The sequence below is a fragment of the Bradyrhizobium agreste genome (assembly GCF_016031625.1).
Taxonomy (GTDB): domain Bacteria; phylum Pseudomonadota; class Alphaproteobacteria; order Rhizobiales; family Xanthobacteraceae; genus Bradyrhizobium; species Bradyrhizobium agreste.
The window spans coordinates 350,819-374,823 of record NZ_JACCHP010000007.1; the positions used below are offsets into that span (position 1 = coordinate 350,819).

23 protein-coding genes, 1 tRNA gene and 2 pseudogenes are annotated in these 24,005 nt (G+C 65.2%); 15 read left to right on the top strand and 11 right to left on the bottom strand.

From position 1 onward, the window contains the following. Positions 1-2 precede the first annotated feature (2 nt). On the bottom strand, positions 3-2,147 hold the full coding sequence (locus HZZ13_RS13270; RefSeq protein WP_197960026.1) for a GumC family protein: 2,145 nt from the start codon (positions 2,145-2,147) through the stop codon (positions 3-5). A gap of 160 nt (positions 2,148-2,307) precedes the next feature. Between HZZ13_RS13270 and HZZ13_RS13275 the strand changes: the two are divergent. Further along, a pseudogene (locus HZZ13_RS13275) lies at positions 2,308-2,632 on the top strand (hypothetical protein). Between the two features lie 31 nt (positions 2,633-2,663). Here HZZ13_RS13275 and HZZ13_RS13280 read toward each other — a convergent pair. The 3 genes from HZZ13_RS13280 to HZZ13_RS13290 all read right to left on the bottom strand — a co-directional run bounded on the left by HZZ13_RS13280 (position 2,664) and on the right by HZZ13_RS13290 (position 6,669). Next, entirely contained in the window at positions 2,664-3,683 is a 1,020-nt protein-coding gene (locus HZZ13_RS13280; protein WP_197960027.1) for a tripartite tricarboxylate transporter substrate binding protein, read from the bottom strand. Between the two features lie 97 nt (positions 3,684-3,780). Beyond that, complete coding sequence (locus tag HZZ13_RS13285) at positions 3,781-5,874, bottom strand: acetate--CoA ligase family protein (RefSeq protein WP_197960028.1); 2,094 nt, start codon at positions 5,872-5,874, stop codon at positions 3,781-3,783. Between the two features lie 3 nt (positions 5,875-5,877). Beyond that, positions 5,878-6,669, bottom strand: coding sequence for an enoyl-CoA hydratase/isomerase family protein (locus tag HZZ13_RS13290; protein WP_197960029.1), 792 nt, complete (start codon positions 6,667-6,669; stop codon positions 5,878-5,880). A gap of 182 nt (positions 6,670-6,851) precedes the next feature. Between HZZ13_RS13290 and HZZ13_RS13295 the strand changes: the two genes are divergently transcribed. Continuing rightward, the gene (locus HZZ13_RS13295) at positions 6,852-7,637 is read left to right on the top strand and encodes an IclR family transcriptional regulator (RefSeq protein WP_197960030.1); all 786 of its coding nucleotides are present in this window, start codon (positions 6,852-6,854) and stop codon (positions 7,635-7,637) included. 65 nt (positions 7,638-7,702) lie between these two features. Next, entirely contained in the window at positions 7,703-8,056 is a 354-nt protein-coding gene (locus HZZ13_RS13300) for a hypothetical protein (RefSeq protein ID WP_197960031.1), read from the top strand. Positions 8,057-8,129: 73 nt separating this feature from the next. Here the strand turns inward: HZZ13_RS13300 and HZZ13_RS13305 are convergent, their stop codons facing one another. Then, on the bottom strand, positions 8,130-9,032 hold the full coding sequence (locus HZZ13_RS13305) for a hypothetical protein (RefSeq protein ID WP_197960032.1): 903 nt from the start codon (positions 9,030-9,032) through the stop codon (positions 8,130-8,132). A gap of 196 nt (positions 9,033-9,228) precedes the next feature. Between HZZ13_RS13305 and HZZ13_RS13310 the strand changes: the two are divergent. Further along, a pseudogene (locus HZZ13_RS13310) lies at positions 9,229-9,540 on the top strand (type II toxin-antitoxin system HigB family toxin). Continuing rightward, a complete protein-coding gene (locus HZZ13_RS13315) occupies positions 9,525-9,923 on the top strand; it encodes a helix-turn-helix domain-containing protein (protein ID WP_197960033.1) in 399 nt (132 codons plus the stop codon). The pseudogene HZZ13_RS13310 and the gene HZZ13_RS13315 overlap by 16 nt, the downstream one beginning before the upstream one ends. A 126-nt stretch (positions 9,924-10,049) precedes the next feature. Here the strand turns inward: HZZ13_RS13315 and HZZ13_RS13320 are convergent, their stop codons facing one another. The 4 genes from HZZ13_RS13320 to HZZ13_RS13335 form a co-directional block, all read right to left on the bottom strand. Further along, a complete protein-coding gene (locus tag HZZ13_RS13320; protein WP_197960034.1) occupies positions 10,050-10,880 on the bottom strand; it encodes an alpha/beta fold hydrolase in 831 nt (276 codons plus the stop codon). Positions 10,881-11,196: 316 nt separating this feature from the next. Next, the gene (queD, locus tag HZZ13_RS13325) at positions 11,197-11,553 is read right to left on the bottom strand and encodes a 6-carboxytetrahydropterin synthase QueD (RefSeq protein WP_197960035.1); all 357 of its coding nucleotides are present in this window, start codon (positions 11,551-11,553) and stop codon (positions 11,197-11,199) included. An 83-nt stretch (positions 11,554-11,636) separates the two neighbouring features. Next, positions 11,637-11,713, bottom strand: a tRNA-Arg gene (locus HZZ13_RS13330). Between the two features lie 294 nt (positions 11,714-12,007). Beyond that, on the bottom strand, positions 12,008-13,507 hold the full coding sequence (locus HZZ13_RS13335; RefSeq protein ID WP_197960036.1) for an ATP-binding protein: 1,500 nt from the start codon (positions 13,505-13,507) through the stop codon (positions 12,008-12,010). A 349-nt stretch (positions 13,508-13,856) separates the two neighbouring features. Between HZZ13_RS13335 and rpmH the strand changes: the two genes are divergently transcribed. The 10 genes from rpmH to dapE all read left to right on the top strand — a co-directional run bounded on the left by rpmH (position 13,857) and on the right by dapE (position 22,758). Beyond that, entirely contained in the window at positions 13,857-13,991 is a 135-nt protein-coding gene (gene rpmH, locus HZZ13_RS13340; protein ID WP_008542748.1) for a 50S ribosomal protein L34, read from the top strand. Positions 13,992-14,018: 27 nt separating this feature from the next. Beyond that, positions 14,019-14,405: a ribonuclease P protein component gene (rnpA, locus tag HZZ13_RS13345; RefSeq protein ID WP_197960037.1), complete on the top strand. Its 387-nt coding sequence runs from the start codon at positions 14,019-14,021 to the stop codon at positions 14,403-14,405. 16 nt (positions 14,406-14,421) lie between these two features. Beyond that, complete coding sequence (gene yidC / locus HZZ13_RS13350) at positions 14,422-16,275, top strand: membrane protein insertase YidC (RefSeq protein WP_197960038.1); 1,854 nt, start codon at positions 14,422-14,424, stop codon at positions 16,273-16,275. Positions 16,276-16,415: 140 nt separating this feature from the next. After that, a complete protein-coding gene (yihA, locus tag HZZ13_RS13355) occupies positions 16,416-17,069 on the top strand; it encodes a ribosome biogenesis GTP-binding protein YihA/YsxC (protein WP_197960039.1) in 654 nt (217 codons plus the stop codon). Beyond that, positions 17,069-17,434 (top strand): DUF423 domain-containing protein, encoded by a 366-nt coding sequence (locus HZZ13_RS13360; protein ID WP_197960040.1) that lies wholly within the window; start codon positions 17,069-17,071, stop codon positions 17,432-17,434. The genes yihA and HZZ13_RS13360 overlap by 1 nt, the downstream gene beginning before the upstream one ends. 257 nt (positions 17,435-17,691) lie before the next feature. Continuing rightward, entirely contained in the window at positions 17,692-18,579 is an 888-nt protein-coding gene (gene argB, locus HZZ13_RS13365) for an acetylglutamate kinase (protein WP_130363552.1), read from the top strand. A gap of 197 nt (positions 18,580-18,776) precedes the next feature. Then, on the top strand, positions 18,777-19,763 hold the full coding sequence (locus HZZ13_RS13370; protein WP_197960149.1) for a DUF1036 domain-containing protein: 987 nt from the start codon (positions 18,777-18,779) through the stop codon (positions 19,761-19,763). Positions 19,764-19,777: 14 nt separating this feature from the next. Beyond that, positions 19,778-20,470 carry a pyrimidine 5'-nucleotidase gene (locus HZZ13_RS13375; RefSeq protein WP_197960041.1) on the top strand — a complete coding sequence of 231 codons (693 nt, stop codon included), beginning with the start codon at positions 19,778-19,780 and terminating at the stop codon, positions 20,468-20,470. Positions 20,471-20,735: 265 nt separating this feature from the next. Then, on the top strand, positions 20,736-21,581 hold the full coding sequence (gene dapD, locus HZZ13_RS13380) for a 2,3,4,5-tetrahydropyridine-2,6-dicarboxylate N-succinyltransferase (RefSeq protein WP_197960042.1): 846 nt from the start codon (positions 20,736-20,738) through the stop codon (positions 21,579-21,581). 10 nt (positions 21,582-21,591) lie between these two features. Then, a complete protein-coding gene (gene dapE / locus HZZ13_RS13385; protein ID WP_197960043.1) occupies positions 21,592-22,758 on the top strand; it encodes a succinyl-diaminopimelate desuccinylase in 1,167 nt (388 codons plus the stop codon). A 136-nt stretch (positions 22,759-22,894) separates the two neighbouring features. Here dapE and HZZ13_RS13390 read toward each other — a convergent pair whose 3' ends face one another. Both HZZ13_RS13390 and truA read right to left on the bottom strand, forming a co-directional pair. Further along, positions 22,895-23,230 carry a GIY-YIG nuclease family protein gene (locus tag HZZ13_RS13390; RefSeq protein WP_197960044.1) on the bottom strand — a complete coding sequence of 112 codons (336 nt, stop codon included), beginning with the start codon at positions 23,228-23,230 and terminating at the stop codon, positions 22,895-22,897. 23 nt (positions 23,231-23,253) lie between these two features. Further along, positions 23,254-23,991, bottom strand: coding sequence for a tRNA pseudouridine(38-40) synthase TruA (gene truA, locus HZZ13_RS13395; protein ID WP_197960150.1), 738 nt, complete (start codon positions 23,989-23,991; stop codon positions 23,254-23,256). Positions 23,992-24,005 lie beyond the last annotated feature (14 nt).

A 24,005-nucleotide genomic window follows, 5' to 3' on the forward strand; every position in this document is an offset into this window, starting at 1 on the left:
CGTCAAACCGCAAGACCCAACGCGCCACCGTCGGGCTGAGGCACCACGGAATCGGCGGGCACGTGATTGACGACGAGGCCGGTCGGCACCGGCGCATATTTCGACAGCGCCGCGGTCACCCTCCGCATCGCGGACGCGCCGAGCTCGCCGGCGCGCGCCACGAGGACGATCAGGTCGGCATGCGCGGCCAGGGCAACGGCGTCGGGCTGCAAGGCGAGGTCGCTGGCATGGACGACGATCAGGTCAAACTCCGAGCGGATATCGTCCTCGGGCCGCGCATCGGGCTTGCGGCCGGCACTGAGCAGCTCGTCGATCGACTGAAGTCCCGCCGTGGTCGAGCCGTCCTGCCATTCGGTCACCGGCGGCTGGGTGCCGGCGAATTCCGGCTGGAGGCGGATCAGCACGCTCATCATGCCGCGGTTCACGGCGGCGCGATTGAGGGAGCGGGCGACGGTGTTGCCGCCGGCGCTCTTGCCGACCGACAAGACCAGCGCGACCTTGCAGCCGCGCACCGGCACGCGGTCGATGCGTTCGAGCAGTGGCCGAAGATGGGGGCTGACATCGAGCTCGGCCGACGCGCCGACCGGCCTTTGCCAGACCGTGTTGATCCCGGCTGCTGGCGCCAGCTCGGGAATGCGGGCCCAGACAGGAAGGCGGGGCATCGCCTCGGCCAGGCGGGTGGCGGCGGCCGGCGGAGAAACTTGCCGGCCGGGCTCCGCCTCCGCTGCACGAGAGGCAGGCGCCTGAGCGGATTCGGCCTCGTCGGCGGACAGGCTCGTCGTCACCGCAACGGCGGCGGTCGACGTCAGCAGCGAGCCGATCGCCAGCGCCGCAAGCAGCAAGGCGAGCGGCGGACGGGTCGAGCGCAGCGGCGGAATGGCAACCGAGGCGATCTTGGTCTGGGAGGCCTGCAGCTGACGCTGCTCATTGGTGGTCTTGAACCGCGACAGGAACTGCTCGTAGATATTCCGGTTGGCATCGGCGTCGCGCTGCAGCTCCTGCAACTTCACCAGCGCCTGGCCGTCGCGCAGCATCTTGGTCTCGACCGCCTTGAGCTGCTTTTCCAGCGCGTTCTGCTGCTCCAGCTGGGCCTCATATTCGGACTTGGCCGTGTCGATGTTCTTCTTCCGCTCGATCTCGATCTGCCGGTTGATGTCCGCCAGCTGGCTGTAGGAGATCGCAAGGTCCGGATGGCGGTCGCCATAGACCGCCTTCTTCTGCGCGATCTGGTCGTTCAGGGCCGAGCGCTGCGCGCGCAGCATGCTGAGGAGATCCTGCTTCACCGGCCCTTCGACGTTGGCCTTGACGTCGCGCTGCACCTGCTCGTAGCGCGCCTTGGCCTCCTCGGTGCGGGCGCGGGCGGCGGAGACCTGCTGGGTCAGGTCGGTCACCCGCAATTGCTGCGTGGTGGATTCCTTGCCGGCATTGACGATGTTGTGCTCGAGCCGGAAGGCGGCGACGGCGTCTTCCGACGCGCGCAGGCGCTCGCTCAGCGTCTTCAGCCGGTCCTTGAGCCAATCGGCGGCCTCGTCCGTCGCCTCGGTGCGGACGCGGCCCTGGCTGGCAACGAAGGCCTCGGCGATGGCATTGGCATAGTATGCGGCGCGATCCGGCCGGCTGGAGGTGAACGAAATCGCGATGACATAGGTCAGCCCGCGCCGGGTGATCTCGAGGCGGTTGCGGAATTTCTCGAGCAGGCGCGTCATGTCGGTATAACCGCCCGCGACGTCCTCGTCGTCCGCGATCTTGAGCTGCTCGATCAGGGGGCGCAGGAAGCCGTCGGATTTGGCGATTTCGATCTGGCTCTGCAGCGCCGCGGCATCCTGGCCGATGCCGGGCAGCACGTCCTGCTCCGAGGTCACGCGCAGCTCGCGCGGATCGAGCACGACGAGGGCCGTCGCGGCATAGCGGACCGGAAGCACCATCAGAGCGACGACGCCGAGGGCGAACAGCGCCAGGGCCAGCGTCAGAATGCGCCGGCCGTTCTCGCGCAGAAAGGACAGCGTACCGGAGACGGTCAGCGATCCCTTGGTCAATCCCGGCGAGGCACCGTCAGGCTTCGCCCTCACAGCCCGCGGCGCTTCCCACGAAGCCGCTTGCTCCGTCGGGGCGATGCTTCGCGGAGATGCGCGGCTACCGAACGCCATGGGTTTGGGACTCGAAATCAACTGACAGTCATAGCTCAGAGGCTTGCTACACCGTAAATATCCATGGTTAACCGGCGGTTACGACCGCCGATGGCCGTGACATGGGGACGCTGGAACGAGACCACGCCGCACAGCGTTCGGCAGGAAGGAGAATCCTTCCATGCCGACCAAGCCGACCATCGCCCGCATCTGGCGCGGCCGAACCCGCCGCGACCTCGCCGACGCCTACCAGGCCTACCTGCAAGCCGAGGCATCCCGCCGCTGCGCAAGACCGCACTCGGTGTGCAGCAATTGCGCGAGGATCGCGACGAGGAGACGTGGTTCACCACTATTTCCTATTGGGCGGACATCGCAACCATGACGGCTTTACCAAGGGCGAGCCGACCAAGGTCCATCATCTCGCGCGCGACGCGGACTTCCTGATCGAGCTGCCGGAGCGCATCGAGATGCACCGCATCCTGATCGACGAGCAGGGCTTGCGGTGAAGACCGAGCCTGCGGGGCGGTCCCGGATGATCTACTGCACCTCGATGTTCGCGTCCTTGACCAGCTTGCGCCAGCGTTCTTCCTCCTGCCGAACGTAGCGGTCGAGCTCTTCGGGCGCGCTGCCGACCATGATCAGGCCTTCGTTGGTCGACAGCTGCTTGAAGGCACCGGACTGAACGGCCTTCGCGATCGCCTGGGTGAGGCGCGCAATCACCGGAGCGGGCGTCCTGGCCGGCGCGTATAATCCGTACCAGGACTCGGCTGCGTAGCCGGGCAATCCGGCCTCGGAAACCGTCGGCAATTGCGGGAACGCGGCCGAACGCTCGGCCGAGGTGACGGCCAAGGCCCTGAGCTGACCGGCCGCCACAAGCGAGGCTGCGCTCGCCACCGTGGTGAACATCACGTCGATCTGTCCCCCTAAGAGATCGCTGATCGCAGGCGCCGCGCCCTTGTAGGGGACCGCCGTCATCTTGACGTTCGCCATGGCGTTGAACAGCTCGCCGGCGAGATGGGCCGAGGTGCCGATGCCGAACGTGCCGAAATTGAGCTTGCCCGGCCTGGCCTTGGCTTCAGCGATCAGATCGGAGATCGAGTTGATCTTGGATGCGGGGTTGACGACGACGACATTGAAGGACCGCGCGATCAACGAGACCGCGGCGAAATCCTTGTGCGGATCGAACGGCAGCTTGTTGTAGAGGCTCGGGTTGACCGCGTGCGCGAACGTCGCCAGCAGCAGCGAATAGCCGTCGGGCTCGCTCGTCGCCACCGTCTGGGTTCCGACGATGGTCCCGGCACCCGGCTTGTTCTCGATGATGACGGGCTTGCCGAGGTCCGTTTGGATTTCCTGGGCGGTCGTTCGCGCGACGATGTCGGTCCCGCCGCCGGCCGCGAAGGGCACCACGATCTTGATGATCTTCTCGGGATACTCGGCCCGCGCCGGCGCAGCGCTCGATACCGCCACCGCCAGCAAGGCCGACGAGACGAGAATGGCGGAGCGCGGCCAACCCCTCCATGCAGCGCGGTCGCGACTGATGATCTTGCCGATTGCCATGCGGTCCTCCCATCCGGTTCTTGTCGAGTTATTCAATGAGGCTTGCGGTTTCGACGAACGAGCCGCCTGCCATTTTGCAAGCGACAGCGGTGCGGCTTCATTTGCTTGCGCCCAGAACAGCCAGCCCGTCGACCGCCTTCACGCCCTGGCCGGCCGGCAGCACGAAGACCGGATTGATCTCGGCCTCGAGAAGCCGGTCGCCGAGGTGCGCGACCATCTGCGAGAAAGCGACGATCGCTGCTGCGAGCGCTTCGACATCGCATTTCAGCCGGCCGCGGAAGCCGTCCAGCAACGGCCATGTGACGAGATCGCGCGCCATCGCGCGCGCCTCGGCGAGGTCGAGGCCGCCTTCCGGCGGCAGCAGGCGCATCGTGGTGTCCTTGAACAGCTCGGCGGCGACGCCGCCCATGCCGAGGAGGATGGCGACGCCCAAGGCATCGCGGTGCATCCCGAGGATGATTTCGACGCCGCCTGAAATCATCTCCTGAACCAGGAATCGCTCCGGCCGCTTCCCGGTCCTAGCCTCGACCTCGTCGGCCATCGCCGTCAGCCGGCCGCCGATGGCCTCGGCGGTCAGGTTGACCGCGACGCCGCCGACATCACTCTTGTGCGCGATCTCGCCCGAGAGAATCTTGAGCACGACTTTGCCGCCGAAGTCTCGCGCCGCCCATTCCGCCTCTTCGGCCGTTGCGACCACCTGCTCTGCAGCGATCGGAATACCAAAGCGGGCGAACAAGGTTTTGGCCTGGGCTTCGTCCAGCGATCCCGCCGGGAGATCGGTGATGTCGACGGCCGTCCCAGCCGAGCCGGACGTCGGAACCTGCTCGAACATTCCGGCCTGCAACAATCCGTCGAGCGCAGCGGCACAGCTTTCGGCGGAGGTATAGGCGGGGACGCCTCGCTGCGTGAGGACGGAGACCGCATCGGGCGCATGAGGACTCACATAGGCAATGACGGGCTTGCCGCTGAGCGGCAGGCAGTCGTGGATGGCGTCGGCCATCAGCGCCGGCGATCCCACGGCGGACGAGCCGGCGATGACGACCAGCGCATCGTAGGACGGGCTGGCGAGCAGGATGCGGATTGCGGCGCGGAGCAGATCCGGCTGCAGGCCGGCCAGGGTCACGTCGATCGGGTTGCGATCGAGCATCGCATGCGCTCCCGACTGCAAGGCACGGAGTTGCGCGGCCGTATCCGCGTCGGGAGCGGGCGTTGCGAAGCCTGCGACGCCCAGACTGTCGGACACGATCGTGCCGGCGCCGCCGGTCGAGGTGAGGATCGCCACGCGCCGGCCGGAAAGCTTCCGTCCCGTCGAAAGCGCTGCGGGAATGTCGAGCAGGTCTTCGAACGTTTTCGCGCGGATCACGCCGAGCTGCCTGAACAAGGCGTCATACATGCGATCGGAGCCTGCGAGCGCGCCGGTGTGCGAGATAGCCGCCTTTGCCCCCGCTTCCGATCGCCCGATCTTGAAGGCGACGATTGGCTTGCCGGCACCTCGTGCCTTGAGCACCGCCTCGCGGAAGCGGGCCGGATTGCGGATCGCCTCGATGTAGAGCGCGATGACCTTGGTCGCATCGTCGTCGGCGAGAAAGTCGATGAAATCGGCGAGCTCGAGATCGGCTTCGTTGCTGGTCGACACCAGCTTCGACAGCCCGACCCCGCGCGCCGCGGCGCGCGACAAGATGGCGCCGAGAATGCCTCCGCTCTGCGAGACCAACCCGACCGGACCTGCCGGGAAATGGTCCATGGCCAGCGCGCCCGAGGCCGACAGCACGATATCGTCGGTGAGATTGACGAGGCCGATCGTGTTCGGCCCGAGCAGGCGCATGGATCCGGCGGCCTGCATCAGCTGCTGCTGGCGCGCGGCGCCCTCCGCTCCCGTTTCGGTGAAGCCGCTGGCGAGAACGATCGCGGCGGCAGCCCCGCGCGCGGACAATTCCCGCACCGCGACGTGGGCGCGTTCCGCGCCGAGCAGGACAAGGCCGACGTCAGGCACGTCGGGCAGCGAGGCGATGTCGGGGTAGCAGGCGAGACCGCCGATTTCCGCGACCTTCGGATTGACCGGATAGATCGCCCCCGCGAAGCCGTGCTTCTGGAGATAGGAGACCGGCCGCCCCGAGGTCTTGCTCGGGTCCGCCGATGCACCGATCACGGCGATGCTGCGCGGCCGGATCAGGCGTTCGATCGCACTCATCGCTCAACCCTTCGCCGAGGATTGCGCGAGGAACGCCGCCACGGCCTCGCGATGCTCGGCGCTGGTGTAGCAGATGGCCTGCGCCTGGCTGCCGAGATTGAAGATATCGTGCGCGGAATGCTCGAAGGTCTCGTTCAGGATCTTCTTGCTGAGCGCGAGCGCCGTGGCGGACCCTTGAGCCAGTTCCGCTGCCCAGGCTTGTGCGGCCGACAGCAGCTCGGTCGCGGCCACCTTGCGATCGACGATGCCGAGCGCGAGCGCTTCGTCGGCCTCGACGACGCGGCCGGTGAAGATCAGCTCCTTGGCCCTGGCAAGCCCGACCCGGCGCGGCAGGAAATAAAGCCCCCCGCCGTCGGGGATCAAGCCGCGCTTGATGTAGGACCAGGTGAATTTCGATCGTTCCGTGCCCACGACGAAGTCGCAGGCGAGCGCGGTGTCGGCGCCGAGGCCCGCCGCCGCGCCGTTGACGGCGGCGATCGTCGGCTTCGGCAGGCCTAGCAGCAGCGACTGCACGTGATGCACGCCCTGCTGACGACTCCATCCGTTGAATGCGACTTCGCCCTGCGGCGCCTCGAGCCGGCGCTTCATGCCGCCGATGTCGCCGCCTGCGCAGAAGGCGTTGCCGCGCCCGGTCAGCACCAGCGCCTTGATCGCCTTGTCGCGGGACACGGTTTCGAGCGCGCCTGAGAACTCGGCGCGCATCTCGTCGCTCATGGCATTGCGCCGGTCCGGCCGGTTGAATGCGATCGTCGCAACACCGGCTTCGACGGAAAATTCGATGAGCTGATAGGACATGGCAAGCTCCCTGGAGTCGGATCGGTCGGCGCGCGAGGCATGATCGGCGCAAGCTCCGCAATTGCGGTTTCCTCGTCGTGCCGTGCGCAGCCCGGCATTATTCTTTCCGCTGCCTATAGCGGCTTGCAGCCACCCGAACATCCGCTTAATTCCACTCAGTGGAAACGGCGAGGAGATCGGAGATGGCGCAGGCGCGCAAATATGCGGGCGGGGTCGACGGCAATCGCTCGCTCGAACGGGGCATCGAAATTCTCAGGGCGTTCCGCCCCGGCGTCGATACACTCGGCAACGGCGAGATCGCGGAGCGAACAGGCTTGCCGCGATCAACCGTCAGCCGGCTGACCCGGACGCTGGTCTATTCCGGGATGCTCGACCAAGTCCGCAGCGAGCGGGCCTACCGCCTTGCCGCATCGGTCATCAGCATCGGTCACGCCATGCGGACGGGATCGCCCGTGCTCAACGCGATCGGCCCGATGATGCGGACGGAATCGGCCAGGCGCCGGCTGAACGTCGGGCTCGCGACTGCGGACAGGATCATGATGGTTTACCTGGAGTCGATCCGTTACAGCCCGCGCGCGGCGCTGCGCAACGTGGTCGCCGGCCAGCAGGTGCCGATGGAGCTGACGTCGCTCGGCCGCGCCTACCTCGCCGGCATTGCAGAGACCGACCGCGAGCGATTGCTGAAGCAGTTCAGGCGGCGCAGCGCTGCTGCGACGAGGACGCTGCTGGCGGAGGTCAGGCGATCGATCAGCGCCGTCGAACGCGACGGCTATTGCGCGGTGTCGTGGCAGCCCGCCGTTGTCGCCGTCGCAACGCCGATCGTGATCGAGGGGCTTCCGGTCTACGCGCTCAACATGAGCCTGCAGAACGTCGAGCGCTCCGACGCGCTGGCGAGCGAGCTCGGCGCATACCTCAACGCGTTTGCGGCAAAGTGCAGGGAGGTGCTGGGAGACCGTGAACCCAGATGACACCATGGCCGACGAAGAGGGGTGCTACCTGCATCTTCGTGATGCCTGCTGCTGTCGAGCGAAATATGAGAAAGCTGACTTCTTTGACGGTTCTCGTTGCGGCCGTGCCGCTGCTCTCCGCGTGCGGACAGCCGGTGACGGAAGACAAGGCCGCTTATGTCGGCGAATGGCACGCCCAGGCGATGGACGTGGAGGTCACCAAGGACGGGACCGTCCACTACAAGCGCGTCAGGAAGGACACCGCGATCGGCGAGGTCACGACAACGATCAACGCGCCGCTGCGCCGGTTCGAGGGTGATAATTTCGTCGTTGGAATTCCATTCCTGTCGACGATATTCGAGGTCTCGACACCGCCTCACCAGGAGGCGGGAACATGGAAGATGGTGGTCGATGGCGTGGAGCTGACTCGCGCTCGGTAGCGAAACGTTCCTACCGAAATCCTCTTTCCAGCCGAGCGACGGGCGCATGCGCCCGCAACGCCACGCAGCGCCGTCACAATTTCCCATACACCCGCGCGGCGACCGCCTTGAGGCGCTCGACCGAGCCTGACTCCGGATGCGGCTTGACCGGCGCGAACAGGATCGACGCCTGCCGGCCGTTTTTCCAGACATATATGGTGACGGCGTTGCCGTTGCCCTTGATGCAGGAATGCTCGCCGAAGGCTTCGCGGCCGAGCTCGGGGATCGCCACGTGCGTGCAGGGGCCCGCCCGCTTCATCATGCCGAGGACGGTATCGCGCGACATCGCGATCACCGCGACGGTCATGGTGTTGGCCTCGCGATCGAACATCATGCAGCTGCCCGCGCCGGTCCGCTGCACCGTCAGCGTTGAGTTGTCGAGAAAGCCGTCGGCATCAGCGGCCGTGAGCCACTCGCAATTGCCGAACCGCTCGCTGCTCCTGCTCACGTTGGCGACGGCAATTCTTGCGGCTTCGGTGATGGGGCCGAGCAGCGCATCGTCGGCGCGGCGGCCGATCGGATAGACGCTGATCTGCAGAATGTAGTCGCCGGAGAGAGCGACGACCGAGGCCTCCTGGCGCTCGGCGCCGGCGGCGCTGGTTCCGCCCTGGCCCTCGTCGCCGATGTCAGCCACTGCGCTCAGCTTCATGCGCTCACTGAGCGTCTCGACGAAGGTCGCGTACAATTCCCTGGCGCGGTCCTTGTCGGGATTGCGGAACACGGAGAGCATCATCGTGTCGCCGCGCCCGGCCTGGTAGATGCAGCCGCGGCCGTCCTGGTTCGAAATCAGCGACCATTTCAGCGCCGGCATCGCGCGGGCGAGTTCCTGCGCGCTGATGAACGGGCAGGTCTCAGCCGCACGCGCGGGAAGCATCGGGACGACGGCGATGGCAAGCAACAGAGCGAGGCAGGAGAACAGACGGCCGATCGTGCGCATGGAACGAGCTTACTATCGAAATGCGTGCCACCGCCAACGAAATGGCACGACTGCTTCGCCGTGGCGCTATGACGATACCCGTGAGGGTCGGTGCCGCGTTCTGCGGCACGATCAAGCACGCATTCGGCCTTACGATTTCGGAGCGAGGCAGATTGTCGCGATTATCACCAATTTGGTGACATGATAAGGTGTTGGCATGCAGGTGATTGCCCTTCGCACTTTGAGAGAATTTTGGGCGCGTTACCCGCAAGCTGAGGGCCCAATTCGGGCGGGGTTCGCTATTGCAGCCAAGGCGGATTGGGCCAATCCCGCCGAAATAAAGCGGCAGTTCGGCGGCACCGTCGATTTCGTGGGCGACAACTGAGTCATCTTCGATCTCGGTGGGAATAAATATCGGCTGATCGTTCACGTGTCATATGCGTTCGGCCGCCTGCTTGTGAAGTTCATCGGCACTCATTCCGAATACGACCGCATCGATCCAGAGACCGTATCATGGCGAAAAAATTGATCCGTCCAATTCGCTCCGAGGCCGACTATGAAGCGGCGCTCAACGAGATCGAAGGATACTTCGAAAAAGAACCCAAACCGGGCACGCCGGAAGCCGACCGCTTCGATCCCCTCGCACTGATTATCGAGGACTACGAGCGTAAGCGCTGGCCGATTGATCCGCCTGATACAATCGATGCGATTCGTTACCGCATGGAGATGGGCGGCTATACCCAGGCCGATCTAGGCCGCCTGCTCGGCTCGCGCCAGCGCGCGTCCGATATTCTGACCAGGAAGCGTCCGCTGACAATGAGAATGGCCTGGAAGCTGCACCGCGAATGGGACATTCCGGCGGAAGCCCTGATCGCGCCGCCGCGAACGCGCGGTCGAAGATCGGCCGCGTAGCAGGGGAAAGGCTCGCGCAACGGAAGCGGTTCTTGTCGGCAATAGCGTGGTCCGGGGCAAATGGCGCGCCGGACAGGATAAGACTGCGAACACCTATGTAATTGAAATTGCTGGATAGCAACGCTTTCAGTTCAGAGGGCGCCAGAAACCAAACACCGCCGATACGATTGCTTCCGGCGCGTCCTCCTGTACGAGATGTTTCGCATTGGGAATTGCATGGAAGGCAGCGCCGGGTATACGGCGCGCGAGTTCGCGGCCGTCTCTTAAGGGAATCCAGGCGTCTTCCTCTCCCCATAGGATGGCGACCGGGCAACGAATCTCGCCGTACCGCCATTCGACCTCTTGCGAGTATTTGTCGTCCATCTGGGCGACCTGACGCCAGAAGGCTTTTTGGCCCTCCTCCCCCAGCCACGGTGCAAGGTAGAGTGTCATCTCCTCCTCGCGCAGTGCGTTCGCAACGGCGCCGCCGATATAGGCGCGCAAGATTGCTTCGTGGATGTACGACGGCAGGCTGGAAAAGACCTTCTCGTATTTCTTAGCGGCTTGAACAAGCGGCGAGCCTTGCGGGCTGATCGCAACTGGATCGATGAGCATCAACGATCGATAGTCGAGTCCGTTGAGCAAATGAGCGCGCAATGCTGTCGAGCCGCCGAAGTCATGTGCGACGAGATCGGGATTGTGAAGTCCCCAGTGATCGTAGAGCGCTGCGAAAAGCTCATTTTGAATGCCACGGGAGACGTCTCCGGCGGGTTTGTCGGACCGACCATAGCCAAGCAGGTCAAAGCAATAGACCCGCCGCTGTTCGGCAAACAAAGGCGCGATTCTGCGCCATTCCGATGATGAGAAAGGCGTACCATGAAGCAATACCGCGGGCGGGCCATCGCCCATGACTCCCCACGCGATTGAGTGACCGCGAAATGCGAAACGTTCCGGAAGGGACCAATCCGCCACCGCCATCGCTCTGTTCCTCGGAATTTTGCATGGCTCTCGGCCTACCAAACGGCCCCCCTGTGCCGGGGGTTCCGCGCGGACGGCATTTGATGTGGGGTGAACGCTGTGTTGATGATGGGTCGGCGGCGACCGTGACCGGATAACCGATGTCGGCGCTATAGGTCCCCAACGATTGCAACGGCCGACGCAGATTGTCGTCGGACAGCGATTGGCCAGACGATGGCGCACCGGGCACGATTCGAACGCCGCCCTCCGATTCAGTCGGATGCTCGATCGCGCCGAGCCTCGGGCGGGCCCAGGCCGGCTCAGCGCCAGGCCGTCGTCACTGCCCCTGATATTCGGCCCAGCAATCCGCCGTTTCATAGACCCGGACCGCCCACAGCTGCGGCAGGCTTGGCTTCAACCGGTCCCAGATCCAGAACGCGATGTTCTCGGCGGTCGGGTTCGTTAGGCCATCGATCTCGTTCAGGCACTGGTGGTCCAGCGCGGCCATGATGCCGGCGAAGCTTTTCTCGATATCGAAGAAATCAGCGACGAAGCCGGTGTGCGGGTCGACCGGTCCGTCCAGCTGGACCTCGACCCGATAGGAATGACCATGCAGCCGGCTGCACCGGTGAGTCTCGGGCACGTTTGGCAGCCGATGCGCCGCCTCGAACTTGAACGCCTGCGATATCCTCATCCAGCTCCCCACACGGCACGGCCATCCGGTCTCGGGCCGGTCTGGCGACCAGTGCTGTCCTGTCCTGACCTTCCGTCGAAGAATGGCGCGCCCGGAACGATTCGAACGTCCGACCCTCAGATTCGTAGTCTGATGCTCTATCCAGCTGAGCTACGGGCGCGTGTTTCGCAAACAGCGCGGGCTGGGCCCGCAAGCAGCCCCCGGCGGAGCCGGAGGGGGTGCGAAAGAGCGCTCTGACTAACCGCTCTTGTCGGGATTGGCAAGGTCCGGAAGGGGGAGATTTTGGCTCATTTCCGCATCTCAGCTCGTCATTCCGGGGCGCGACGCAGTCGCGAGCCCGGAATCCATAACCACCAGCCGGGGTTATGGATTCCGGGCCCAACCCTTCGGGTCGTCCCGGAATGACGGAAGGTATGGAGATCGCGTCCGCTCGTTCGGTCGGCCTCTGGCCGACTTACGCCCTCTGCCGCTCGTTGCGGATGGAGAGCAGTTCCACGGGACGGTCGGGGATGACGATGCGGAACGTGGCGCCGATGGTGCCTTCGACGAGCTGGATGTCGCCGCCATGGGCACGGACCAGCTCGGCGGCGATGGCAAGGCCAAGGCCGCTGCCGCCGGGACGGCCCGAGGTCTGGAAGGCCTCGAACAGGCGCTCCCGGGTCTTCGGGGGGACGCCGGGGCCGGTGTCGGAAACCTCCAGAATCGCGACGGCGCCTTCGCGCTTTCCGGTGATCCGGATCTGCTGCACACGCCCCTCGCCCGCCGCATGGCTTTCAAGCGCCTGGGCGGCGTTGCGGACGAGGTTGAGCAAGACCCGGAACAGCTGGTCGGGGTCGGCATCGACCGTGAGCCCGCGCTCGATCGCAGCGACCCAGGCGATCGAGGCGTCGTTGGCGAGCCCCGCGGTTTCCCGCACCTCCATCACCACAGGCTCGATCAGGATCATGCGGCGGTCGGGCGCGGCCTCCTGGGCGCGGCCGTAGGACAATGTCGACTGGCAGAAGGCGATGGCGCGCTCGAGCGAGCGCACGAGCTTGGGTGCAAAGCGCTGCACGCGCGGATCCGGCACGCTGGCGAGCTGGTCCGACAAGAGCTGGGCCGAGGCGAGCAGGTTGCGCAGATCGTGATTGATCTTGGAGACGGCGAGGCCCAGGGCGGCGAGCCGGCTCTTCTGATGCAGCATCGACATCAGGTCGCGCTGCATGTCCGATAATTCGCGCTCGGCCACCCCGATCTCGTCGCTGCGCTGGCTCGGCACGATGATGCCGGCCGAGCTCTCGGGATTCTCGTGGAAGCCGACCAGGCTCGCGGTCAGCCGCCGCATCGGCCGCACGAACAGATAATGGAGCGCGAGATAGACGAGACCCGCGGTCAGCACTGCGATGATCAGCGCGACCACGACGACGTTGCGGGAGAAACGGTACATCTGCTGCCGCAGCGGCAGCTCGTCGGTGACGATTTCGATGAACTGGGCATTGCCGACGCCGGGGCCGACGATGCGGATGGCCTGGTTGCCGGTCTCCAGCATCATCCGGAACGAGCCGGTGATCGCCTCCCAGGCCGTCATGTCGCGCAGGTCGATGTCGTGCTCGATCGCGGCGGGAATGTTGTCGCTCGCGAGCAGCCGGCGCTGCTGGCCCATCTTGATGGCGACAGCACGGGCATTGATGCTTTTGAGGATCTGGCGCGACAGCGAATCGGGCACCATGCCGAGCGGCGCCGCATCCAGCACCAGCGCCGCGGTGTTGGCGGCCGCAACGCGGTCGTTGAGCCGGTTGACCCAGAAATTGGCGATGGCGGGCACGTAAAGCAGGCTGGCGGCGATCATCACCAGGGGCACGGTGAGCAGCAGCAGCTTGCCCGACAGCCCGAGCCCGCGCGAGCCGCGGGGCCTCGTCGCCGGCGGGTCCGGCTGATCCAGATCCTGGATCGGCTGGCGATCTGTGGCTGCCACGAAACTCGCCCCTGTTGACCTTGGCTGATGGAGGATGCGACCCGACCGAAGCCCGGTCAAATTACGGATCGCTAATCTGCCAAAGTGGGATGTAAGCGCGGATAGCGCGAGTCGCCACCTCAAGGGTTAAAAACGCCGCGCAAACAGCGATATTCACCAAAATCGCGCGCTTGTGCGGCGTTGACGAAAACAAGGCGCTCCCTTATAAGCCGCGCGAATTGTCCGCGATGACCCGGTGCGACACCGGGAGCGGCTCTCTTGGGGCCGAAAAGGGCCCGTTTTGGGCCGCATCTTCCGGACTTTACCATCAATTCTACAGGCAAATTGCCCGGTCAGCGGAGAAAAACCCGTGAAGCGGACTTATCAACCCAGCAAACTGGTGCGCAAGCGCCGTCACGGCTTCCGCGCCCGTCTCGCCACTGCCGGCGGCCGCAAGGTTCTCGCCGCCCGCCGCGCCCGCGGCCGCAAGCGTCTGAGCGCCTGAGCCGGACCCCCTTTTTGGGATTTCATCATGGATCGGCTGAGGCAGCGGGCGGATTTCCTCGCCGTTGCCAATGGCGCGCGGGTGAATAGTCCCGCGTTCGTTCTGCAAAGCCGCCGCCGCGATGATTCCGGCCCTGTCAGGATCGGCTTCACCGTCACAAAGAAGAACGGCAACGCCCCCGAGCGCAATCGCATCCGGCGCCGGTTGCGCGAACTGGTGAAGCGGCTCGATCCGGCATCGATGCAGCCCCACCATGATTATGTCCTGGTCGGACGAAGGGACGCGCTCTCGCGCGACTTCGCCACCATGCTCGACGATCTGCGCATAGCCTTCACGAAGCCCGCGCGGCATACGGCCAAAGCGCGCGGCCACAGGCCGGGTCACGCCCGAGCTGCCAGCCGCAAACCGGATTGATGACGAGACAATCGAGATGACCGACAACCGCAATACCATCCTCGCCGTCATTCTGTCCGGCCTGGTCTTGATCGCCTGGCAGTATTTCTACAACGTGCCGCAGATGGAGAAGCAGCGCGCCCAGCAGCAGGCGCAGGCCGAGCTCCAGAAAACGACGCCGCAGCCGACCGCCTCGGCGACGCCAGGCGGCGCGCCGGCGACGCCGGGCAGCGCGGCCCAGCCGGCAACGCCGGCCGCGAGCCAGCCCCAGTCGGTCGTTCCCCGCGAGGCCGCCATCGCCGCCAGCCCGCGCGTCAAGATCGACACGCCGCGGATCGCCGGCAGCATCTCGCTGAAGGGCGGCCGCATCGACGACATCGCGCTGGTGCAATTCCGCGAAACCGTCGACCCGAAATCGCCGCCGATCATCCTCTATTCGCCGTCAGGCACCGCCGAGCCCTATTACGCCGAGTTCGGCTGGGTGGCGGCGACGGGCGTGACGGCGAAGATGCCGAACGCCCAGACCGTCTGGCAGCAGGAGGGCAGCGGCAGCCTGACGCCGACGAGCCCGGTGGTGCTGAAGTGGGACAATGGCGAGGGCCTCACCTTCCGCCGCACCATTGCGGTCGACGACCATTATCTCTTCACCGTCAAGGACGAGGTGAGCAATGTCGGCAATGCGCCCGTCACGCTCTATCCGTTCGCGCTGATCTCGCGCCACGGCGCGCCGCAGGTCTCGGGTTACTACATCCTGCATGAAGGCCTGATCGGCTATCTCGGCGACCAGGGCCTGCAGGAATACGCCTACAAGAAGGTCGACGAAGCCAAGCAGGTGAACTTCAGCAACGTCACCAACGGCTGGCTCGGCATCACCGACAAGTACTGGGCCTCGGCGCTGCTGCCCGACACCAATGCCAAGCTGCAGGCGCGCTTCTCCTCGAACCCGTCCGGCAATCTCCACACCTATCAGACCGACTATCTGCTCGATCCCGTCACCGTCGCCATCGGCGGCACCGCGACCGCCAATGCGCGGCTGTTCGCCGGCGCCAAGGAAGCCGGCGTCGTCGGCGTGTTCCCGTTCGCAGGTCTCGGCGGCTACAACAAGGAGCTCGGCCTCAACCATTTCGATCTCTTGATCGACTGGGGCTGGTTCTACTTCATCACCAAGCCGATGTTCCTCGGCCTCGACTTCTTCTTCCGCTTCTTCGGCAATTTCGGCTGGTCGATCCTGCTCGTCACCGTGATCGTGAAGCTGTTGTTCTTCCCGCTGGCGAACAAGTCCTACGCCTCGATGGCGAAGATGAAGTCGATCCAGCCGCAGCTGCAGGCGCTGAAAGAGCGCTATCCCGACGACAAGGTGAAGCAGCAGCAGGAGATGATGGAGATCTATCGCAAGGAGAAGATCAATCCGGTTGCCGGCTGTCTTCCCGTGGTGATCCAGATCCCGGTGTTCTTCTCGCTCTACAAGGTGCTGTTCGTCACCATCGAGATGCGGCACGCGCCGTTCATCGGCTGGATCAAGGACCTCTCCGCGCCGGATCCGACCAACCTGTTCAACCTGTTCGGGCTGATCCCGTTCGATCCGACCACGATCCCGGTGTTCGGCCAATATCTCGCGCTCGGCATCTGGCCGATCATCATGGGCATCACGATGTGGTTCCAGATGAAGCTGAACCCGACGCCGCCGGATCCGACGCAGCAGATCATCTTCAACTGGATGCCGCTGATCTTCACCTTCATGCTGGCGGGCTTCCCGGCAGGTCTCGTGATCTACTGGGCCTGGAACAACCTGCTCTCGGTGGTGCAGCAGAGCTACATCATGCGCCGCAACGGCGTGAAGGTGGAGTTGTTCGACAATCTCAAGGCGACGTTCGCGAGGAAGGCGACGTAGTCGTCGTCATTGCGGGCGCAAATGCCTCCACTTCGTCATGCCCGGGCTTGTCCCGGGCATCCACGTTTAGGAGGATGCCCGACAGATGGACGTGGATGGCCGGGACAAGCCCGGCCATGACGAGAGGATAGACCGCTCGCATGAACGACAAGACCGACGAGCGACTGATCGAGGCTGGGCGAAAACTGTTCGCCCGCGACTGGCAGTTCATCTGGGCCTCGCCTTCGATCGAAACGCTGCCACCGATTGCGGGGCTGGAGATCGCCTTTGCCGGGCGCTCCAATGTCGGCAAGTCCAGCCTGATCAACGCGCTCACCGGGCGCAACGCGCTGGCGCGCACCTCGCATACGCCGGGCCGCACCCAGGAGCTGATCTTCTTCGAGGTCCCCGGCAAGAACGACCTGCGTCTCGTCGACATGCCCGGCTACGGCTATGCCAAGGCGCCGAAAAGCCAGGTCGCGTCCTGGACCGAGCTGATCCACAAGTTCCTGCTCGGACGCGCCAGTCTCGCGCGCGTCTACGTGCTGATCGACGCGCGGCACGGGATCAAGGACGTCGATCTCGAAGTGCTGAAGACACTCGACCGCTCCGCGGTCAGCTACCAGATCGTGCTGACCAAGGCCGACCAGGTGAAGGCCGCCGAGCTGCAGGCACGCATCGCCGAGACCGAGGCCGCATTGGCAAAACACCCGGCCGCGTTCCCGACCGTGCTCGCGACATCGTCGCGCAGCGCGACCGGCATGGCCGAGCTTCGCGCCGCGATGGCGAAGCTGCTGGAAGAGCGGGCCTCGTGATGCCGGCGCAGCGCCTGCTGATCGGGCTTGCCGGCCTGATGGGCGCCGCCGGCGTTGCGCTGGCCGCCGCCGCCGCCCATGGCGCGGACGCGAGCCGACTTGCCTCCGCCAGCGCCATGCTGCTGTTTCATGCAAGTGCCGTGCTCGCGACCGTCGCCTTGCTGACGCGCGGCCTTCTGCACGGCGGAATTGGACTCGTGGCAGCGTTCGGCTTCGCGATCGGTGCCGCGCTGTTCGCAGGCGACCTCACTTTGCGGCAATATGCCGGGCACGCGCTGTTTCCGATGGCGGCGCCGACGGGCGGAACGGTGATGATTTTGGGCTGGCTGGCGGTGAGCGCGGCGGCGGTGGTGGCGAAAAAATAGCGCTCTCTTTCTTACCCTCCCCTGGAGGGGGAGGGTCGGCTCATGTTGAGCGTAGCGAAATATGAGCCGGGGTGGGGTGATCTCTCCACTCGGGCACTGCTCATCGCGGAGAGACCGTCACCCCACCCCGCTACGCATTCCGCTTCGCTGCATGCGTAGCGACCCTCCCCCTCCAGGGGAGGGTAAGAGCATACTTTGCGCTGTCCTCGCCAATCGGATAGAACGCGCACCATTCGACCCGCCAGCGAGACCGCGACATGACCGACATCTCTCCGCTCGACCAGGCCCGCATCCTGTCCGAAGCGCTGCCGCACATGCAGCAATATGACGAGGAAACCATCGTCATCAAATATGGCGGCCATGCCATGGGCGACGAGGAGACCGCGAAGAACTTCGCCCGCGACATCGTGCTCTTGGAGCAGACCGCGATCAATCCGGTGGTGGTGCATGGCGGCGGACCGCAGATCGCGACCATGCTCAAGCGCCTCGGCATCGTCTCGGAATTCGCGGCGGGCCTGCGCATCACCGATGCCGCGACCATCGAGATCGTCGAGATGGTGCTCGCCGGCTCCGTCAACAAGCAGATCGTCGGCTACATCAACGAGGCCGGCGGCAAGGCGGTGGGCCTGTCCGGCAAGGACGGCAACATGGTGAAGGCGACCAAGACGACGCGCACCATCGTCGATCCGGACTCACATATCGAGAAGGCGGTCGACCTCGGCTTCGTCGGCGACCCCGAGAAGGTCGACCTCACTTTGCTCAACCAGCTGATCGGCTACGAGCTGATCCCGGTGCTGGCGCCGCTCGCAACCTCGAAAGAGGGCCAGACGCTGAACATCAACGCCGACACCTTTGCAGGGGCCGTGGCCGGTGCGCTGAAAGCCAAGCGCCTGCTGCTGCTCACCGACGTGCCCGGCGTGCTCGACAAGTCGAAGAAGCTGATCCCGCAATTGTCGGTGAAAGACGCGCGGAAACTGATCGCCGACGGCACCATCTCCGGCGGCATGATCCCGAAAGTCGAGACCTGCATCTACGCGCTGGAGCAGGGCGTCGAGGGCGTCGTCATCATCGACGGCAAGATGCAGCACGCGGTGCTGCTCGAGCTCTTCACCAACCAGGGCACGGGCACGCTGATCCACAAGTGAGACGAGAGACGCCACGCACGAGAGCCGTCATGCCCGGGCTTGTCCCGCCTGCGCGGCCGAAGCCGCTTCGGCGCGGCGAAGGCCCGGGCATCCACGACCTTTCTTCTCGTGGCAAAGACGTGGATGGCCGGGTCAAGCCCGGCCATGACGAACGGAGAGAGCGGCACCACCGCCGCTCCCCCCTCACCCGCTTCCTGATGACGCTGCCGGCCGCAGCTGTCTCCTTCGTCTTCTCCTCCGCGCCGGCGATCGCCGACCTCAAGATCTGCAACCGCATGTCCTATGTCGTCGAGGCCGCGATCGGCATCGACGACAAGGCGGCCACCGCGACACGCGGCTGGTTCAGGATCGATCCCGCCGCCTGCCGCGTTGTGGTGCAGGGCACGCTGACTGCCGACCGCATCCTGCTCAACGCCCGCGCGCTCGGCGTCTACGGCGCGTCCCCGATCCCGCAAAGCGGCAACGACATGCTGTGCGTCGCGCAGGACAATTTCGTCATCGCGGCGGCGCGGCAGTGCCGCAGCGGCCAGACCCAGGTCCCGTTCACGCAGGTGACGCCGACACAAGCCGCGGACGGCAACCTCGTCGCTTATCTCGCCGAGGATTCCGAATATGACGACGAGCAGGCGCGCCTCGCCGGCATCCAGCGGCTGCTGGTGATCGCCGGCTACGACGCCGCGCCGATCGATGGTGTCGATGGGCCGAAGACGCAAGCCGCGCTGGCCGCCTTCCTGAAGAGCCGGGGCTTGTCGGCCGACATCGTGGGCTCGCAAAACTTCTTCAAGACCATGGTCGATGCGGTGCAGACGCCGTCCGCGACCGGCCTCACCTGGTGCAACGACACGCCGCACAAGGTGATGGCGGCGATCGCGACCGACGACGGCAAGGCGGTGACCAGCCGCGGCTGGTATCGCATCGATCCCAAGACCTGCCTGCACCCCGATGTGACCGGCCAGCCGAAACAGATCTTCAGCTTCGCGGAAGCGGTCGATACCGACAACCGCGTCGTCAAGCTGAAGGACAAGCCGCTGAACTGGGGCGGCGACAGGCAGCTCTGCACACGCGAGACCAAGTTCGAGACCAGCGAGCAGACCGATTGCGGTGCGCGCGGCTTTGCGCCGACGGGCTTCGGCGCCGTGGACATGTCGAGCGGCGGCAAGACGCTGCGCTTTGCCGTGCCATGAGCGAGGAACCTGTGATGAGCCCACCCCGCAGCTTCGCCCACGTCGACACCTGGGTGTTCGACCTCGACAACACGCTCTATCCGCATCACGTCAATCTGTGGCAGCAGGTCGATGCGCGGATCGGGGAGTTCGTCTGCAACTGGCTCAACGTCGGCCCGGAGGAAGCGCGGGCGATCCAGAAGGATTATTACCGGCGCTTCGGCACCACGATGCGCGGCATGATGACCCTGCATGGCGTCCGCGCCGACGACTATCTCGCCTATGTCCACAAGATCGACCACTCGCCGCTGGAGCCGAACCCGGCGCTCGGCGCGGCCATCGCAAAGCTGCCGGGCCGCAAGCTCATCCTGACTAACGGCTCGGTCGACCATGTCGATGCCGTGCTGGCGCGGCTCGGCTTCGCCGGCCATTTCGACGCCGTGTTCGACATCATCGCCGCCGAGTTCGAACCGAAGCCGGCGGAGCAGACCTACCGCAAGTTCCTGAGCGACCATGCCGTCGATCCGACCCGCGCCGCAATGTTCGAGGACCTCGCCCGCAACCTCACCGTCCCGCACCGGCTCGGCATGACCACCGTGCTGGTGGTGCCCGACGGCACCAAGGAGGTGGTGCGCGAGGATTGGGAGCTGGAAGGCCGGGACGCGGCCCATGTCGACCACGTCACGGATGATCTGGCGGGGTTCTTGGCGGAGCTGTCGCCACAATAACCGCCGTCGTCCCAGGCAAGCGTCAGCGCAGACCCGGGACCCATAACCACAGGATCCAGTCGTAGCACCAGATTGGCAACTCCGAGTCTTCGCAAAACCTTTTCCTGTGGGGATGGGTCCCGGATCGGCGCGCGCTTAGGGCGCGCTTGTCCGGGACGACAGCGGAGTATGGGTAACGGTGGAGTTTGCCTTGACTCCGCTCTGTCAAATCCCGAAAAAGCGCTCCAATTCCCGCGAAACCACGCGCTCCCCAGAGGAAATCACGATGTCCCTTGCAGCCCTCGAATCCACGATCAACAGCGCCTTCGAGGCGCGTGAGACCATCTCGACCACGACCAAGGGCGAGGTGCGCGAGGCCGTGGACCAGTCGCTGGAGATCCTGGACAAGGGCGAGGCCCGCGTTGCCGAGCGCGGGAGCGACGGCAAGTGGAAGGTCAATCAATGGCTGAAGAAGGCCGTGCTGCTGTCGTTCCGCCTCAACGACATGGGCGTCATTCCCGGCGGCCCGGGCAAGGCGACCTGGTGGGACAAGGTGCCTTCCAAGTTCGAAGGCTGGGGCGAGAACCGTTTTCGCGATGCCGGCTTCCGCGCGGTGCCGGGCGCGGTGGTGCGCCGCTCGGCCTTCATCGCCAAGAACGTCGTCTTGATGCCGTCCTTCGTCAATCTCGGCGCCTATGTCGATGAGAGCACGATGGTCGACACCTGGGCCACCGTCGGCTCCTGTGCGCAGATCGGCAAGCGCGTGCACATCTCGGGCGGCGCCGGCATCGGCGGCGTGCTCGAGCCGCTGCAGGCCGAGCCCGTCATCATCGAGGACGATTGCTTCATCGGCGCGCGCAGCGAGGTCGCCGAAGGCGTGATCGTGCGCAAGGGCGCGGTGCTGGCGATGGGCGTGTTTCTGGGTGCCTCGACCAAGATCGTCGACCGCGAGACCGGCGAGGTCTTCATGGGCGAAGTGCCGGAATATTCCGTGGTGGTGCCCGGCGCGCTGCCCGGCAAGCCGATGAAGAACGGCCAGATCGGCCCGAGCACCGCCTGCGCCGTCATCGTCAAGCGCGTCGACGAACGCACGCGCTCCAAGACCAGCATCAACGAGCTGCTGCGGGATTGATCGCACGCGCATGACCGACGCTCTCTCGATCGCCCGCGACCTCATCCGCTGCCCCTCGGTCACCCCTGCCGATGCCGGCGCGCTCGGGGTGCTCGAAAAAGCCCTGACAGCAGCCGGCTTCACCTGTCACCGCGTGACCTTCAGCGAGGAAGGCACCGCCGACGTCGACAATCTCTACGCGCGGATCGGCACCGAAGGCCCGCACATCACCTTCGCAGGCCACACCGACGTGGTGCCGCCGGGCGACGAGAGCGCCTGGAGCGTCGGTGCGTTCTCCGGCGAGGTGAAGGACGGCGTGCTGCATGGCCGCGGCGCGGTCGACATGAAGGGCGGCATCGCCTGCTCGGTCGCAGCGGTGCTGGAGCATCTCGCCGCCAATGGCGGCAAGCCGCGCGAGGACGGTGCGGGCTCGATCTCGTTCCTGATTACCGGCGACGAGGAAGACGTCTCCATCAACGGCACCATCAAGCTGCTCGAATGGGTCGCCGAGCGCGGCGAAACATTCGACCATTGCGTGCTCGGCGAACCTTCCAACGTCGAGACGCTCGGCGACACCATCAAGGTCGGCCGGCGCGGCTCGCAATCCGGCACGCTCGTCGTCGACGGCGTGCAGGGCCATGTCGCCTATCCGCACCGCGCCTCCAATCCGGTGCCGGATATTGCGCGGCTGATCGTGGCGATCTCCGACGAGCCGCTCGACCACGGCAGCGCGCAGTTCCAGGCCTCCAATCTCGAATTCGTCTCGGTGGATGTCGGCAACAAGGCCTTCAACGTCATCCCCGGCGAGGCCCGCGCAAGATTCAACATCCGCTACAACGACAACCACACCCAGGCGAGCCTGCGCGAATTGGTGGAGACGCGCCTCGCCAAGGCCTGCGGCAACCGCATCAAGGCCCACATCGTCTGGGAGCCATCGAACTCGAACGTGTTCGTGACCAAGCCGGGGCCGTTCACCGATCTTGCGGTGTCCGCGATCGAAGAGGTGACGGGCCGCAAGCCCGAGCTGTCGACCTCGGGGGGCACCTCGGATGCGCGGTTTATTTCCAGCTATTGTCCCGTGATCGAGTTCGGCTTGGTCGGGCAGACCATGCACCAGATCGACGAGCGCGTGCCGGTGGTCGATCTGGAAAAGCTGACGCGGGTGTATCGCGGGATTTTGGCGCGGTATTTTGCTTAGACTGGATATCGCCAAACGTTCTGCCGTCATGCCCGGGTTTGCCCGGGCATCCACGTTCTTCGGCGCCACTAACAACAAGAACGTGGATGGCTGGGACAGGCCCGGCCATGACGATGTGGAGAGAGCTTGGCAACCCTTACTGGATAATCGTGTCGTACAGATCCTTCCATTCGGGACTATCCCTGAGGATCAGCCTGACCTTCCACGTCCGAGACCAGTGCTTGATATTGTGCTCGCGCTGTATGGCAGTTTGGATGTCTTCATAACGCTCGAAATAGACGAGTAGCTTAACGCCGTACTTCTTTGTGAAGCCAGGCACGAGTCCATTTCGATGCTCGTAGATGCGACGGACGATGTCACTCGTCACACCGACATACAGAATGCCGTTGGGTGCGCTTGCCATGATATAGACCCATCCGCCATGCATGAGCACATGTTGACGCACGTGGATGGCCGGGACAAGCCCGGCCATGACGCCCGTTGCGGTATCAGGCGCTAATATTCCACCTTCATCAAATACAGCCCTTCGGGGGGCGCGACGATGCCGCAGGCGGCGCGGTTGCAGGCGGCGAGTGCTGCGGAGAGATCGTCCGCGGTCCAGCGGCCCTCGCCGACCCAGACCAAGGATCCCACCATCGAGCGCACCTGGCTGTGCAGGAAGGAGCGCGCCGAGGTGATGACATTGATCTCGCGGCCGTCGCGAATCACGTCGAGCTGGTCGAGGGTCTTCTCCGGCGACTTGGCCTGGCACTCGGTGTCGCGAAACGTGGTGAAATCGTGCTTGCCGAGCAGGCGCTGCGCCGCCGCATGCATCGCGTCGGCATCGAGCTTGCGCGGCACGCGCCAGGCATGGCCGAGATCGAGCGCGAGATTGGCGCGGGTGTTGACGATGCGATAGCGGTAATGGCGCTTGACCGCCGAGAAGCGCGCTTCGAAATCGTCGGGCACGATCTCGGCTTCCAGCACCGCGATCGGATGCGGGCGCAGATGCGCGTTGAGCCCGTCGCGAAAACGGCCCGGCGGAAACGGCTTGTCGACGTCGACATGAGCGACCTGGCCGCGGGCATGCACGCCGGCATCGGTGCGGCCGGCACCGTGCACGCGCAGATCCGCCCCGGTCATCGCCTTCACGGCCGCCTCGAGCGCGCCCTGCACCGACGGCAGCGTGTCCTGCACCTGCCAGCCGAAGAACGGCGCGCCGTCATATTCGATGGTGAGCTTGTAGCGGGGCATCGTGTCCAGTCTAT

What these genes read in the sequence shown, in the direction of transcription:
- truA (WP_197960150.1), bottom strand. Translation starts at nt 23,991, where the DNA reads ATGCCCCGCTACAAGCTCACCATCGAATATGACGGCGCGCCGTTCTTC.
- HZZ13_RS13280 (WP_197960027.1), bottom strand. Translation starts at nt 3,683, where the DNA reads ATGGCAATCGGCAAGATCATCAGTCGCGACCGCGCTGCATGGAGGGGT.
- queD (WP_197960035.1), bottom strand. Translation starts at nt 11,553, where the DNA reads ATGAGGATATCGCAGGCGTTCAAGTTCGAGGCGGCGCATCGGCTGCCA.
- HZZ13_RS13305 (WP_197960032.1), bottom strand. Translation starts at nt 9,032, where the DNA reads ATGCGCACGATCGGCCGTCTGTTCTCCTGCCTCGCTCTGTTGCTTGCC.
- HZZ13_RS13285 (WP_197960028.1), bottom strand. Translation starts at nt 5,874, where the DNA reads ATGAGTGCGATCGAACGCCTGATCCGGCCGCGCAGCATCGCCGTGATC.
- yidC (WP_197960038.1), top strand. Translation starts at nt 14,422, where the DNA reads ATGACCGACAACCGCAATACCATCCTCGCCGTCATTCTGTCCGGCCTG.
- HZZ13_RS13360 (WP_197960040.1), top strand. Translation starts at nt 17,069, where the DNA reads ATGCCGGCGCAGCGCCTGCTGATCGGGCTTGCCGGCCTGATGGGCGCC.
- HZZ13_RS13390 (WP_197960044.1), bottom strand. Translation starts at nt 23,230, where the DNA reads ATGGCCGGGCTTGTCCCGGCCATCCACGTGCGTCAACATGTGCTCATG.
- dapE (WP_197960043.1), top strand. Translation starts at nt 21,592, where the DNA reads ATGACCGACGCTCTCTCGATCGCCCGCGACCTCATCCGCTGCCCCTCG.
- HZZ13_RS13290 (WP_197960029.1), bottom strand. Translation starts at nt 6,669, where the DNA reads ATGTCCTATCAGCTCATCGAATTTTCCGTCGAAGCCGGTGTTGCGACG.
- argB (WP_130363552.1), top strand. Translation starts at nt 17,692, where the DNA reads ATGACCGACATCTCTCCGCTCGACCAGGCCCGCATCCTGTCCGAAGCG.
- HZZ13_RS13370 (WP_197960149.1), top strand. Translation starts at nt 18,777, where the DNA reads ATGACGCTGCCGGCCGCAGCTGTCTCCTTCGTCTTCTCCTCCGCGCCG.
- HZZ13_RS13320 (WP_197960034.1), bottom strand. Translation starts at nt 10,880, where the DNA reads ATGGCGGTGGCGGATTGGTCCCTTCCGGAACGTTTCGCATTTCGCGGT.
- yihA (WP_197960039.1), top strand. Translation starts at nt 16,416, where the DNA reads ATGAACGACAAGACCGACGAGCGACTGATCGAGGCTGGGCGAAAACTG.
- HZZ13_RS13375 (WP_197960041.1), top strand. Translation starts at nt 19,778, where the DNA reads ATGAGCCCACCCCGCAGCTTCGCCCACGTCGACACCTGGGTGTTCGAC.
- dapD (WP_197960042.1), top strand. Translation starts at nt 20,736, where the DNA reads ATGTCCCTTGCAGCCCTCGAATCCACGATCAACAGCGCCTTCGAGGCG.
- HZZ13_RS13270 (WP_197960026.1), bottom strand. Translation starts at nt 2,147, where the DNA reads ATGGCGTTCGGTAGCCGCGCATCTCCGCGAAGCATCGCCCCGACGGAG.
- HZZ13_RS13315 (WP_197960033.1), top strand. Translation starts at nt 9,525, where the DNA reads ATGGCGAAAAAATTGATCCGTCCAATTCGCTCCGAGGCCGACTATGAA.
- rnpA (WP_197960037.1), top strand. Translation starts at nt 14,019, where the DNA reads ATGGATCGGCTGAGGCAGCGGGCGGATTTCCTCGCCGTTGCCAATGGC.
- HZZ13_RS13295 (WP_197960030.1), top strand. Translation starts at nt 6,852, where the DNA reads ATGGCGCAGGCGCGCAAATATGCGGGCGGGGTCGACGGCAATCGCTCG.
- HZZ13_RS13300 (WP_197960031.1), top strand. Translation starts at nt 7,703, where the DNA reads ATGAGAAAGCTGACTTCTTTGACGGTTCTCGTTGCGGCCGTGCCGCTG.